Annotated in this window: 5 protein-coding genes and 1 pseudogene; 2 read left to right on the forward strand and 4 right to left on the reverse strand. The window is 69.3% G+C overall.

Features of this window, described 5'->3' with window-relative positions:
• Positions 1 to 143: 143 nt before the first annotated feature.
• The 3 genes from ACFZBD_RS31160 to ACFZBD_RS31170 all read right to left on the reverse strand — a co-directional run bounded on the left by ACFZBD_RS31160 (position 144) and on the right by ACFZBD_RS31170 (position 3,248).
• Positions 144 to 410 (reverse strand): hypothetical protein, encoded by a 267-nt coding sequence (locus ACFZBD_RS31160; protein ID WP_391146216.1) that lies wholly within the window; start codon positions 408 to 410, stop codon positions 144 to 146.
• Positions 411 to 1,531: 1,121 nt separating this feature from the next.
• Positions 1,532 to 1,894, reverse strand: coding sequence for a nuclear transport factor 2 family protein (locus ACFZBD_RS31165; protein ID WP_391146217.1), 363 nt, complete (start codon positions 1,892 to 1,894; stop codon positions 1,532 to 1,534).
• 811 nt (positions 1,895 to 2,705) lie between these two features.
• Positions 2,706 to 3,248: a DapH/DapD/GlmU-related protein gene (locus tag ACFZBD_RS31170; RefSeq protein WP_391146218.1), complete on the reverse strand. Its 543-nt coding sequence runs from the start codon at positions 3,246 to 3,248 to the stop codon at positions 2,706 to 2,708.
• 101 nt (positions 3,249 to 3,349) lie between these two features.
• On the opposite strand from ACFZBD_RS31170, the pseudogene ACFZBD_RS31175 reads away from it, so the two are divergent.
• Both ACFZBD_RS31175 and ACFZBD_RS31180 read left to right on the forward strand, forming a co-directional pair.
• Positions 3,350 to 4,245: pseudogene (locus tag ACFZBD_RS31175) on the forward strand (IS982 family transposase).
• A gap of 2,373 nt (positions 4,246 to 6,618) precedes the next feature.
• Positions 6,619 to 6,990 carry a recombinase family protein gene (locus tag ACFZBD_RS31180; RefSeq protein ID WP_391146220.1) on the forward strand — a complete coding sequence of 124 codons (372 nt, stop codon included), beginning with the start codon at positions 6,619 to 6,621 and terminating at the stop codon, positions 6,988 to 6,990.
• A gap of 283 nt (positions 6,991 to 7,273) precedes the next feature.
• Here the strand turns inward: ACFZBD_RS31180 and ACFZBD_RS31185 are convergent, their stop codons facing one another.
• Positions 7,274 to 12,346 (reverse strand): RHS repeat-associated core domain-containing protein, encoded by a 5,073-nt coding sequence (locus tag ACFZBD_RS31185; RefSeq protein ID WP_391146222.1) that lies wholly within the window; start codon positions 12,344 to 12,346, stop codon positions 7,274 to 7,276.
• Between the last annotated feature and the right edge of the window lie 1,315 nt (positions 12,347 to 13,661).

Raw genomic sequence — 13,661 nt, forward strand, 5'->3', positions numbered from 1 at the left:
AGCCGCGTTGTGTGTGCGCCGGGGGAAACTACCCGGCGCCGGGGAAGAGCGTGCATTGCTGTGTGCAGACATGCACCAGAGCATGCCGTCTCCAGGAGCGGGGCTGCGAAGCATGTCGCTGGGACGCGGGAGGAAGGGCCGGCTTACGGCATCGCCATGACTTCTGCGATTTCCCGCTCGAGGTCCGCTGTCGGCAGCACCGGAACCCTCAGCAGTTCGATACCCGTGAAACGGCTGCGGCCGTCGCCGGAGCGGGCCATGAGTTTGCCGCTGGGCGACCACCACATGTCCAGCACACCGAGAAACTTCTCGCACGCCAGGCGGGCCGCGAACGCCTTCAGCCCGCACTCAGCTGTAATTCCAGAAGCGGAACGGCAGGGCCTGCCGTCACTCATCAGAATCAGGCTCATTGTCCTGTTCTCCTCTCCGCACCGCGGCCCTGCACAGGCCCCAGGTACTGTCTGTCTACGATCTGCGCAGCGCGACGCGGGAAAGCCAGCTGGCACGCCCCGGTTCCCCGGGCCGGCTCTCCATGACACCGCGGCGGGAAGATCCTGCCGCAGCGGAAAGCCTCGCTGAAAGTCCTATCCTGGCCCGCATCCCTCGAGGCACATACGGTCGGTCGGCTACACCGGCGGCTTGAAGAATGTTCCGCCGGCTGGCCCCCCGCAGCACCCCCGGTGGCTGCAGCCCTGTACAGGCAGCTCCCGTGGCTTTGTCCGGCTGGTCAGGAAGACTGCGCGGCCCTCGTTCTCCTTCACCCCGCCGGCTGCCTCACATCCGGTGTCCAGGACCAGAGGCGGAACACCACGCCGGACACGGGAGGACTGAGGGCGGCAAATGCTGCGCGGACCCTTGCGGATCCCCGCGGGCAGCCGCGGCGGTACTGGGTACGCCATCACCGTCACCTCCCATGCGGGGCGAACAGGGAAGCTACTGGTGGCGCTGCACTGGCCCTCTCCCGCCGGACCTCCCCATACTCCCGGCGCCGGACGGACACCGTGAGCCGGAAGCACACCCGCAGAACCGCCTGCACCGCTGCTGGCCTGTCCGCGCACCAGGGGGAACCCCAGGACACCGCCCTGGCCCCTGCGAGACCGCTGGCCCGCCGAAAACAGGATCCCCTGGCGGGCGCGGCCTCTCCGGGGCAAGACCGCTCCCGGAACCGGCACCCCCACGGGCCCGGACAGCGGACGGGGGAACGGGCTGGGCAGCACGGCCCTCAGCCACGCTCGTGCCGGCGCCACGAGCATGGCTGAACGTCCGGGACCTGTCCTGCAAGCCCTTTCCCGCCGGCCCGGCCCCTCTCGCACCTCACATCCATCCCCGGTGACCAGGATCCAGCTCTGCTGAGCCTGCCTCCCACGTGCACGAGAGGGCTTGCAGGCTGCCGCTGCGGCCGGCCAGCCCGGGCCCGTAGCACGTACGGGGCGCCGCCCGCAGTGCCCTTACGCCCGGGGCTGCGCTCATCCCGGCCTGAAGCCCAACAGGCTTCCGGAATGCATCCCCGCCCGCCGGCGGGAAGCTTCGTTCAGCTGGTCGGGGCCAGGGTGTAATGGAAGGTCTGCGCCTGGATCAGCCCGTCGCGGAAGATGAATACGTCTACGCCGTGCGCCGCGTGATTGTGGCCGGAGCCGGCCGCCGACCATTCCAGGAACAGGAAGTCTCCAGCAAAGGTCTGGACCTTCAGGTCCCACCTGGCCCGGGGAAGGTCTGCGAAGAGCTCAGCGAAGCCCTCGCGGATGCCCTCCCTGCCTACGCGCACTCCTCGGGGAGTAACCAGCATGGCGTTCTCGGCGAAGTTTGCTGCGATCGCGTCAAGGTCCTCGGATTCCAGGGCCTTGCCGTGGCTGGTAAAGATTTCCTGCGGGCTGCGTGCGGACACGTCGTACACAGAGCATTTCCCTTCGTATAGCAGATCAGCGGCGGCCGTGCCGTGCTGGCCGACAGCCTGGCGGCACGTCACACCCGGCGCCGGGGTCTGGCCCGTTTACCGGGGAGGAACTGCCTGCGGCGTGCGGGCTGAGCAGAGGGCCGGATTCCTGCCCTGGCAGCGGACGTGCCTCGGGCGCAGGCGGTCTGCCCGCTGCAGATGCCCGCTCTGACTGCAGGGCATCTGCCTGCAAGGTGCAAGCAGGGCCCGCAGCACTGAGGAAGCACGGACACTCCGCACGCGGCAACACCTGCGCGCAGGCTGCCGCCCAGCGCGCAACAAGGGCTCAGATGCACGGCGACAGGAATCTCATCATCCGGCTGGATGGGCGCTTTGATCAGCATCCGCCTTAGCGGTAGCAGCATGGACACAGCAGTTGGTCAGCACTGAGATCCCACCACGTACACCGGTCAGCGCACGAGGGACGATCAGCTGACAGACCAGAGGATCCAGGCGCTTCAAACGGATAGCACGACAGGGCGGACGGGTGGCTGCCCGGCTGGCACAGAAGCTGCAGGACGTTCTGGGCCGCCAGCTGTGAGGGCCGGTCTTACGGGCGGAGCGCCGGGCTCGGTGCCCTCGCCGCATACTGCACACGAATGAACGACTCAGAACACTAGATGATCAATTCCAAGGGGTCGGCGAGCGAGCGGAGGGTCTCTTGCCCCCTGGACTGGAGCCAGCAGTTTCGGGGAGAGACTCCGGACTTCCGATGTGGTTTACGGCTGCATGCGGGCAGGCGGGCGGGCTCGGCGTGACCCCGAAGAGGCCATCACCACTTTCGGTGCACGGTTGCCTTACTTCCGGTCACCAAGCTTGCCGGCGGGACGTCATCGGCAACGACCGCGCCCGCGGCGACCACGGCGTCGCGGCCGATGCTGACGCCGGGCAGGATCGTGGCACCGGCGCCGATCCATACATTCTCCGCCACGTCGATGGGTGCGCCGGTGAGGTACAGCCGCCGCTCCCCGGGATCGACCGGGTGGCCGCTGGTGATAAACGTGGCCTTCGGTCCGATCATCACGCGCTCGCCGAGCCGGATGCCGGCGTAGTCCAGGAACGTGCAGTTCTGGTTGATGAAGACGCGCTCTGCGAGGTCGAGGTTCAGGCCATGGTCCGTGTAGAAGGGCGGATAGACCGTGACTTCCGGCGGCAGTGGCTTGCCAAGGATCTGTTCGAACAGTTCCGCCTTGCCCGCTTCGTCTTCGAAAGGCAGGACGTTCAGGCGGGAGGTGAGCTCGGTGACCTGCAGGACCCTCTCGGCCATGGCCTGGAACTCGGCGCTGTGGATGCGCATGAGACGGTCGCTGGACATGCCGCGATCCTTTCTGTGTGCAGGTGACTGGCGACTCACCGGACGGTCAAAAGTCAGGGGGTGCCGACGGAGACAGGAACGAGGGTGCCCAGGATCGTTTTGTGACGAACAACCTGGACACCCTCGCGACGGCACTCTATGTGAAGACCGACGACCTGCTGAAAGCGTCTCCGCATCTGGCGCCGTGGCGGCCGGCCGTGGGGATCGCCCCGCAACTCACCGGCGCCGAACTCGTGACGCTGGCAGTGATGCAGGCCATGCCTGGCTTCACCTCCGAGGCCAGGCTCACCTGCCGGCACCTCTTCCCGCACCTGCCCCAGCAGCCCGGTTACAGCAAGCGCCTGCGCAAGGCCGCCGCGCTGCTGCGGCGGCTCACCCGGCTGCTGGCCGCCGAAACCTCGGTATGGAGCGACGGCGTGTGGATCGTGGACCCACGCGGTGGATTGCGGCCGCTCCCGCGAGACCGTCAAACGCTCCGACCTGGCCGGATGGGCCGAATACGGATACTGCGCCAGCCACAGTCGATTCTTCTGGGGCCTGCGGCTGCATCTGGTGTGCACCCTTCAGGGTCTGCCCATCGCATTCGCCCTGACCGGGGCCAAGGCCGACGAACGCGAGACCCTGCTTGACCTCCTGGCCGCCGAAACCGGACCTCATCACCCGCCGTCCCGGACAGGCCCTGATCGGCGACAAGAACTACTTCGGCCGAGCATTCGAACACCAACTCGCCGAACAGGACGTCCAGTTGCTGCGGCCGACCCGCGAGGGCGAACGTGAGCGGCCCGGCGCCCGCCTGTTCAAACCCTTGAGGCAGATCATCGAGTCGATCAACGAGATGCTCAAGGGCCAGCTCGACCTCGAACGACACCGAGGCCGCACACCCGGCGGCGTCATCGCCCGCGTCGTGCAGCGCATCCTCGCGCTGACGGTCGCGGTCTGGCACAACGACGCCACCGGACAGGACGTCCTACGGTCACTGACCGCCTACGATCACTGACCCCTTGGAATAGATCATCTAGCCGGGTATGCGGCGTCACGTCTCCCCTGCCGGGCCGGCAGTTCCCATTGACACTCCCGCATGAGCCGGCGGCACGGCGCACCCCGCCAGCGAGCGCTCGCAGACGGCAACAGGATGGCGGGGGCCCAGGCGGCCGCACGCCCTGGCACCACTGCCACTCCTGGACTCCCGAGCCAGGGGGCAGCGTTGAGCCCGCAGCAGAGGCACCGGGCGGTGCGGGGCGGCAGTGCTTTGGCTGCTCAGGGGTGCAGCCGCCACCAGAGCCGGTGTCGCTCCTGTGGCCAGAACAGCACGCCGTGACACGCTGCTGGCCGCGCCCTGGTCCGTATTCCTTCACAGGATTCGGGGCACCGTCCTGGCAGGGCGTGCCGGCCTATGCGGCTCTTAACGGGCCTGCCCGCCTCGTGGACGGCGTGGCCACCGGCGCCGGGTGGCATCGCTGTCGGCCGGAGCCGCAGGAGAGGAGAAGCCGCCGGGAACTCCTGGGGCTGGGGGCGGCGGCATGGGAGTTGCGGGTGTTTCTGGGCCGGCGGGCACCGGCCACACCGGGCGGGCGATGACCCTGGCGTGCAGTATGAGCGACGCGCATGCCCCACAGACCTCCTCCACGCTCCATACCTGGCCTACGGCCGGGTCATGACGCAGAATCAGCACGGCGTTTCCCGTGCAGGGCGCCGGAGCAGCCTCGTGGGCGGCGCACTGGCGGGCACGGCAGTGACAGGCTGCGCCGGGCCGCAGGGTGGCGGCCCTGGCGTGAGCGGCGGCATGAGCGGCAGCGAATGTGCGCAAGGCCGCCAGGTCTTTAGACCTCGGCGGCATTCTGCATGCGGCGGTGGAGCAGGTAACTGCGGCGGTGCGGTCGCCGTATCCGGTCAGCCGCACGGTCCAGAACCGCCCGGGGACGCGTACGGTGCCAGGGTCGCGGCTGGTTTCACGTGAAGAGCTCGTCACAGGCGCTCCGTTCGGGTTACTGAGAGAAATATCCGCTCTACTATGAGCCACCGGGCTGCCGGGACGCAGCGCGCCAGGCGGATGCTGTCGAGCGGCGGCAGGGGCCCTGTATCTGCGGGCGGGCGGGACAGCGGGGAGCAGCGGGAGCTGAAGCAGGCCGGGCGCAATAGTGCCCGGGGGGCTGCCGGTCGGCAAGGGCGCTCGGGCAGAAGCGGCTGCTGTATCTCCGGCGGGCCAGCGGCATGCGGTACCTCGTCCAGTGTCTTCGGTCTCGGGTGCCTGGGCGGTCAGCGGCCTGTTTCCGGCCATACGGGCTGCGGAATATGGCGCCCGGAGCCACTGCACAGCGGGGCCCCTGGGACCGGGACGTCCAACGGCTGCTGCTACGGCTGGCCTTGGGAGTACCAGGACTGTGCGCAGACGGCCGCCGGGCCGTTCCGTTCACGGTGTCGCCTTGGTTCCCGCGGGGCGGCCCGGCGCCGGTGCCGGTTCTGCGTGCACTGGTGCGCTGGCGGGCACGGCAAGCCAGCAGCGGACTCAGGAGTACCAGTACGTCCGCTGCCCGCCTGCCGGCGGCGCCACCCCTGGGCCTCTCGCACGGGGAGCGGTCTGCAGCGGGGGGGGGCAGGCGGCGGGAGTCTGGCGGACCTTGTGGAGTCTGGAGAGGCAGTGGCAGCGTGCAGGGGTCCCTGTCCGGGTTCCTGCAGCGCTGCACATGCCGGACAGCAGCTTCGGCTGGGCATGCGTCATGCTCAGCTGACGGGCAGGACTGGCGCAGTCTGCGTGCACCTGCGCCGGGCCGTTTCTCCCGGAGCTGGCTCCAGGACTGCCCGATGCCGGAATCGCTTGCGGAGCTGGATGCCGGGGAACCGTGAGGCCTGGTCCGGCAGGGTACTGCATTGACACGGCAGGCATCTCGCCGCGCGGCCGGCCCGGGCGGCGGGCTGCCGCCGGCTCAGCCTTCGGGGCAGGCGCCTCCCGGCAGCTGCGTGGCCCCTGCGGCGGCGTGACAGCCGTCAACTGGTGCTGCAGACGCCTGCAGCACCAGATGACGGACAGGCCCTCACACCCGGCGGGCGGCCTGCCTACGGTCAGGGCCGCTGCGGCTCTGACCGTACCCGGGGGCTATCGGCTGCCTTTTAAGTGGGCGCGCCGGTCCGGCCGCACTCCGGGAACAGGGCTGTTGCCCGCGCGCGGGTTCGGGTGGGGCTCATGCGGCACGGGCCGGCGCCCCGGCTGGGCCCGCAGTTCCGCCGGCCCTGGGCGGGCAGGGCACTCCTGCTTCAGCGCACCGCCTTTATACGGCAGCGGCACCCGTCCTTGCGCTCACGGCCGGGCGGCCGTATGCCGGTGCTGTGAAAGCTCCGGATGCAGGGGGCAGTCTGTGGGAAAGTGACCGCCATGGATCTCGCATACTGCAGACTTAGCACTACCGCGCAGGACCTCGCTCGGCAGATCCATGCCGTGCGCGCAGCCGGAGTGGCCGAGGAGCATGTCTACGTCGATATGGGCACAGGGGTTGCCGCGCAGCGGCAGGGACTGACGGCATTACTCGCCTTTGCGCGGCCTGGTGACCGGATTAATGTAGTCGGCCTTGACCGGCTGGGCAGTGATTTACGCGAAACCCTCGCTCTTGTCCACAGCCTCGCGGCACGCGGCATATTTCTGCGGACGCTCGGCGGCAGGTTCTCCGCTGACATCAGAGCACCCCGGCCTGCTGGCCGCACCTTCGGCAAGGCGCGCGGTGCCGGGCACCTGCGGAGCCGGGCCTGAGGTACTCCCCCGGGCCGGCCTGCCGCCCTGCGGTGCGCGGCGTCTGCTTGTCGCTCGCGGCAGTGCCGGGGCAGGACGTCCTGACGGCTGTGGGCTGCCTGTCTCGCAGGCTGTGCTCTCTTCCGGGCCGTTTCCGGCTGGCGGGTCTCCGGGTTTGCGGGCTTCGGTATCAGCGCCGTCCGATGCCGGTTTACCGGCATGGGGCGGCCAGGGCCGCTCCGGCCGGCCGGCCCTGGGGGGTTCGGGGTCTGCTGGATCTGTGTTCCAGCAGACCCCCGCATACTCAGAACTGATAGAAGTCCGGGTAAATGCGGTATATATTCTGCAGGCCGCCGTCCGGCGGCGCGGCATCCAGCACAATAATTTCTTCGAGCGTTTCGATGGGGAATTCCTGGATCTCCTTCATGACCTCCTCTTTGGTGACGGTTGTTTCTGCCAGGTTGAGGACGATCCGCTTGGCCTGCCTTGTGACTTTATCGTCGATAGTGTTGTATATCATTTTCAGTTTCCCGAAGGGGGTGTAGCAGTCGGCGTATTTTCCCCCGATCAGGTAGTCGGGCTTTGCGCCGCTGGCAAGTGCTGGCGGATTCTGCATGATGTCGAAGCCCGCTATGGCAAGGCGGCGCGCTGCATCGTTCTCCCTGATGATGGAGAGAGCTCCGGTGTCCTTGGCGCCGTTCAGCTTCGCGCGTCCCCTGGCTGACAGCTGCGGGATGGGAGTTACTGTGCCTCGCGGTCTGGCATCGGGGTTGAATGCGTGCGAGGGCAGGCTGGGGGACCAGCCGGGCGTCTGCGGGGCTGTTCCCCCGGCCGCCGGGGCGGGCTGCGTCAGCTGCCCGGGCAGTCCTGCCGGAGAGCTGGGGCTGCCAGCGAAGTCATCCAGTTCGATGTATTTGGCTGCAGCCGGGCCGCGCTGGGCCGCCTTGGCGATGCCGCTGCCGATGCCGAGGGCAAGGCCGGCGGCGCCGAGGGCCAGAGCAGTGATGGTGAGGGGATCGTCGATCTGGTCGCGGCCGGTGCCGATCGCGGCGGCGTCAAGGACGCCCGAGGCGGCGTCGAGGACTGCTCCGGCCAGCGCGATGACGGTGCCGACGCCGAAGGGGCCGGTGGTGGCGGCGGTTGCGGCCAGGGTGACCAGGGCTGCAGCGGTGGTGAAGCCCCAGATGAGCCAGCTTGCCCAGTCGGGGATCTCGGTTGTGCCCTGGGGGTCGATGCGGTTGACCGGGTTGGCACCCATGGCCTGGTAGCGGTTGAACTGCGGCGCGGCGTCGGCGGTGGTGAAGCGTTTGGTGACGGGGTCGTAGATGCGTGTCCTGAGGTACTGGGTGCCTTCCGGGCCGGTGTGCTCGCCGGCGTAGGTGAAGGGGTTGCGGGCAGCTCCCGCCGGCTGCTGGCTGCCAGGAGCGTGGGGGGCGCCGGCCGGGCCGGCGTTCTGGCCGTAGTCGGTGTAGTTCCAGGCCTGGACGGTTTCGCCGCTGTTGCTGCTGAGGGCGGTGGTGCTCCCGTGGCGGTCGGTGATGAGGTAGCCCTCGCCGGTGGCGGCGGCCTGCTGTGCGCCGTCTCCGGTGAGGATGCGGGCGTGGCGGGTGCCGGCCATGAGATAGGAGGCGGTGATCCCGGCCCTCTGCTGTGCGTGTGCAGGACCGTCGGTGCTGGTGTGGGTGTCGTTGAGGAGGAGGCCGCCGGGGCTGTAGTGGAATGTGGTGGTCCGGCCGGGGTCGGTGCCGCCGGGCGGGAGTTCGGTGGCGGTGGCACGGGTGCCGTCGGCCCAGTAGGTGTAGCGGGTGGTCTTTCCGCCGGGGGCGGTGGCGGTGAGGGGCTGGTTGTGCAGGTTGTAGGTGTAGGTGGTGCCGTCGTGGCCGGTGGTCAGGTTTCCTTCGCTGTCGAAGGTCTGGGGGTGCTGCTGGCCGTCGGTGGTGAGGGCGGTCAGCCGTCCTGAGGTGTCGATGGTGTGCTCGGTGACCGAGGTTTTGCTGCTGTGCGTGGTTTCGGTCCGGGTGACGTCGCCGGCGATGTTCACGGTGTAGCGGGTGGCGCCCAGCTGGCGGCCGTCAGCGTCGAGGACCTGGGAGGAGAGCAGCCGGTTGTAGGCGTCGTAGCTGTAACGGGTCGTGGTGGTGGTGTGCTGCTCCGGTGTGCCGTCTGGCCGTGCTGCGGGGCGGGTGTCGGTGCGCTGGGTGAGGTTGTTGTGGCTGTCGTAGGTGTAGGACGCTTCAGAGACGAGGCTGCCGCTGCGTGTGGTTTTCTCGTGCCTGATCTGGCTTGCGCTGGTGTATTGCGTCTGTGTGGTCGTGCCGTTGCCGCGGTCGGTACTGGTAATGCGGCCGAGCCCGTCGTAGGTGTAGGTGACGCTGGCCTTGACGGGGCTGGCAGTGTCATCGCGTTCGTGCTGGACGGCTTTGCTGAGGGTGCCGTCGGGGTTGTAGGCGTAGAAGGTGGTCAGGCCTGCAGCGTCGGTGACTTTCTGCAGCTGGCCGCTGTCAGCGAACTTCTGCCGGATGGCGGTGCCGTCGGGGTAGGCGGCCTCGGTGACGTTGCCGTCCGCGTCGTAGGTGTAGCTGATCCTGGTGGCGGCTTCGTTGCCGGGGTCGTAGACGCCGGTGAGGGCACCGGTGTGCTCGTCGTAGCTGTAGGCAGTCTTTTCCGTGGTTCTGCCGTCGGCTGAGATGTGCTCGGCCTGCAGGAGCTGGCCGGTTCTGGCGTGGTAGCGGTAGAGCGTCCTGGTGCCGCCCGGCGACACTGCCTGGCTGGCCTGGCCGCCGGAGGTGTAGCTGTAGGCGGTCTTCCTGCCGTCCGGCCGGCGCTGCTCGGTCACCCGGCCGGCGCTGTCGCGGACCAGGGCGAGGCCGGACCGGCCGCTGCTGGTGTCCTGGCCGGGCGTGAGCGTTTTGACCACCGGTGCGCCGGTGAGGTCGGTCGGCACGGTGGCGGTGATCTCCTCCCCGGGGAAGGTGGGGGAAGCGGGGGTGAGGGTGGTGTCCGGGACAGTCCCGGCGCTGCCGTAGGTGTGAGCGGCGGTGATGTCCTGGAATACCGACCGCGCTGTCCGGCCGAGGCTGTCATAGGTCTTGCTGCTGGCGGACTGCCGGGTGCCGTCGGCGAACGCCGTGGCCTGGGAGAGGGGGCGCCCGGACTGGTCGGATATTTCGGTGCTGGCGGCGGCGGCCCGGGCCGGGTCTGTTTCACCGGCGGGCAGGGTCAGCGTGGTGACGGAGGAAGTGTCTGCGGTCGCGGCGTCGGCGTAGAGGGTGAGCTGGGTCAGGCCGCTGGGGGCGACCGTCCTGACCGGCCGGCCGAGGTCATCGCTGGTGGTGACGGTGATCCGGCCGGCGCTGTCAGTGACCCGGGCGGTGCGTCCTTGGTCTTCGAACTGCACGGTCTGCAGGGTGCGGGCTGCGGGATCGCCGGTCAGTTCACCATTGCGGACGTTGTCCGTCTGCTTGACTATCCGGCCGAGCAGGTCCCGCTCCTGCACCGTCACATGGTTCCTGCCGTCCTTGCCCGGCGTGCTGACGGTGGTCGTTGTGGGGGTGTAGGAGGTGCGGGTGAGCAGGCCTCCGCCGTCCGGCCCTCCCGGTGTCTTGTGGGTGGTGACGCGGCCTGCCTGGTCGTAGGTGATGCTGGTGGTGCGGCCCTGGGTATCGGTGGTGCTGACGGTGTGTCCTGTGACGAGGTCGGTGGTCTGGGTGCTGGTGCCGGCCGCGGTTTTCACGGTGTCGGTGCGGGTGTGGGCGCTGGTGCTGATGACCGTGCCGTAGGTTCTGGTGATCTCCTCCGGGCCGTCGGTGGTGTCCGGCTCTGCGTCCGGGGCCCAGGTGGAGGTCTGTGCGGTGAGTTCACCGTGGCCGCTGACTGTGAACCTGGTGACGCTGCGGGCTGATGGCTGCTCTTCGCCCTTGTTCTTCACCAGCTGGCGGGATGCAGCGATGCTTCTGCGGTCCTGGGAGGGGGTGTTCTCGGTGATGGTCTGGGCGCCGTCGCTGCCGGTGACGGTGGTCCGCAGCGGCAGGCCGTAGCCTGCCGGCGTGCCCGGTGCGCCGGCTCCTCCTGCCTGGGGGCCGGGTGCGGTGGGGTCGTACTCGGTGACCGTGGTGGCGCCGGTGATGTCGGTGCGCCGGGTCTGGCGTCCGTGGTCGTCGAACTGCGCGGTCTCTGTGGTGGTGCGGGTACGGCCGGTGGCGGGATCGTGGACGGTGACGGTGGCCTTTGACGGTTTGCTGAAGTTCGCGGGAAGGCCGGCGGGGGCGGGGGGTGTCTGCCCGCCGTCCCGTTCGCCTGCGTATTCGAGTTTCTGGGTCCTCACCGGTTTCAGTTCACCCTGCATATTCAGCAGTGCGGTGCGTTCCTTGAGGAGGTGGAGGCTGTTGAACACGGAGCGGACGGTGGACCGCCCGTCGGACAGCTCGGTGGTGTAGCGGTAGTCGGCGTCGGCAGAGTCGAACAGTTCATCGGCCGAGGTGTACTGGCCGCTTCCGGTGAAGTCATGTCCCGCGTGCTCGCCTTCGGCGCCGAGCCTGAAGGTGCGTTCCGCGGTCAGGTTCCTGCCGTCCCTGTCAGTGACCTTCACGGAGGAGGTGACGGGAAAGCCGTGCGGCTGGGCGTAGCTGATGCGGGTTGATGAGCCGGCAGGAGCGTCGATGCGGGTCAGCAGCCGGCCTGGCATGCCGGCGGGCGCATAGTCCCAGGCCAGGGCCGTGGTCTGGTTTTCCGGATACACCACGGAGACCAGCCGCCCTTCTGACAGGTGCAGGACGGTGGTGGGCTGTTTGCCGTCGCTGCGCTGCGGTGAGGTGACGGTGACCTGGTTTTCAAGGCTGTAGTCGAATATGACGGCCTGTCCGTAGGCGTCGACGGCTTTCTCCAGGCGGTGCTGGCCGCCTCGCAGCTCCCAGGCATAGGCACTCTGGTTGCCGAAGGCGTCCTCCTCGGCGGTCAGGTCGCCTGCGGCGGAGAAGAAGCTTCTGTGCCCGTCGCTCCTGGTGAGCACCCACTTGTAGCTGCGCGCGATGCCCTCCAGCCCGGGGCGCGGTGCCAGGGTTCCGGGGGCCTCGCGGAAGGAGAGGTCTTTGAGGAGATAGCGCTTGAGGCCGGTGCCGGAGGTGTCTGCGGGGCTGATGGGGAAGCTGCCGCCGGGGGTGTGGAGGGCGCCGCCGTCGGCAGGGTCTACGTATGCCTTGCCCAGGCCGATGCCCTGCCCCAGTGAGAAGCGGTCTGCACCCGCGCCTGCTGCGGTCTGGTCATAGGCGAGGGCGAGTTCTACGGCAGTCTGGCCGCGGCCGGGAAGGGACACCAGCGGCAGAGCGGTGGTGAACGCGCCCGTCTGCTCATTGATCTGGCCCGCAGCGCCGCCGCCCATCGCGACCGCTCCCGAGAGTCCCGCCGCGCTTTGCAGGGCAGTGGCGGTTGCGGGTGCTGCGGGCAGCGTCACCGGAACCACCGTCCCCGCCATTACCACCGCCGTCGCCAGAGCGGTGCGGCGAAGCCAGCCCGTCCGGTGGTGCCGGCCGCTGCCGGAAGGGACCACGGCGGGGGACGCAGGCTGGTATGACATGGCAACTCCGCGCTAAGACGTGGGCATGGCGTGCTCACTGAACCTGAAGGAGGCCGGGCACGGCATCCTGTGATAGGCCAGGTTCTGGTTCTGTCCCGGGCCGGCCGGATACTGCACGCACCCCGGCCGGCCGGCCACCGTAGCGGGATCCGGCGGCGGCTCTCCTCTCGCTTGGTGCGCCGGGGCTGCGGGCAGGGCCGGCCTGGCTGCAGGTGCGGGCCTTTGCGGGCACGGTGCCATCTGGGGCAGGGTGCATCCGGATCAGTTCACGCTGGCGGCCGCACTCCCGGCGAGGGTGGGGACCGCCCCCTTGAGGCGGCCGGTCCGCACCGGGCTGGGGCCCCGGCGTTCCTGGGCCGTGGTCTGCGGAGGAAACGCAGCATCCCGGCTCGCCGCTCCGCTGCTGCCCGGAACCGGCCGTACCGCCCCCGGCGGGAGCATATGACCCTGCGTCACCGCGCGCGCTCTTCTTCGCCGGTGCAGGCCACCGCCTGCCCTCTGGGGGCGGGGCGTCCGTGATGCACTGGCCCGGCGGAGGGGCGGGAGCCTGCCGTGTGCCGGGCATGGCGTCTCCGCGGGCGCAGGGTACTGGCCTGGCTCCGCCAGGGCGGCCCCGCCCGTCGTCCGCCCGGGCGGACAGGCAGGACACGGGGCGGGTGCCCGGCGGCAGAGCCGGGACGCAGAGCAGGCAAACGCCACGGGCGTGCTGCTGTTCTGACTGCGGCTGTCTGGCCGCCAGGTGGCCCCGCGCAGGAGAGCGGCACCGCCCCCGGGCAGGGGCTGTCCGCAATCCTGGCCGTACGGCCCCGGCTAGTTGCCGTACCCGGCCTGAGCAGTGCAGGGGCCGGCCGGCTGACCACCGCAGGGCATAGGCCAGCCGACACTGGCGGGCGTCCCGTTCGTGCCGCTGATACGGATCCTTGACCTGATGTGTGCTCACGCTGCTTTTGCTGCCGGTTTCCGCAGCGCTCGCCCCGCTCCTGCGCGGCCGTCCCGGTACGGCAGATGGCTGCGCCTTGTGGCACTGGTGACCGCGGTGGTGATGGCGGCCACGGCCGTGCCGGCGTCAGGCGGCGCCAGCAGCGCCGCTGCTGCTGAGCCGGGGGCCGGGGTGTCAGGC

The sequence above is a fragment of the Streptomyces sp. NPDC008121 genome, assembly GCF_042957155.1.
In the GTDB taxonomy this organism is placed as follows: Bacteria; Actinomycetota; Actinomycetes; order Streptomycetales; family Streptomycetaceae; genus Streptomyces.

What these genes read in the sequence shown, in the direction of transcription:
- ACFZBD_RS31180 (WP_391146220.1), top strand. Translation starts at nt 6,619, where the DNA reads ATGGATCTCGCATACTGCAGACTTAGCACTACCGCGCAGGACCTCGCT.
- ACFZBD_RS31185 (WP_391146222.1), bottom strand. Translation starts at nt 12,346, where the DNA reads ATGGGCGGCGGCGCTGCGGGCCAGATCAATGAGCAGACGGGCGCGTTC.
- ACFZBD_RS31170 (WP_391146218.1), bottom strand. Translation starts at nt 3,248, where the DNA reads ATGTCCAGCGACCGTCTCATGCGCATCCACAGCGCCGAGTTCCAGGCC.
- ACFZBD_RS31160 (WP_391146216.1), bottom strand. Translation starts at nt 410, where the DNA reads ATGAGCCTGATTCTGATGAGTGACGGCAGGCCCTGCCGTTCCGCTTCT.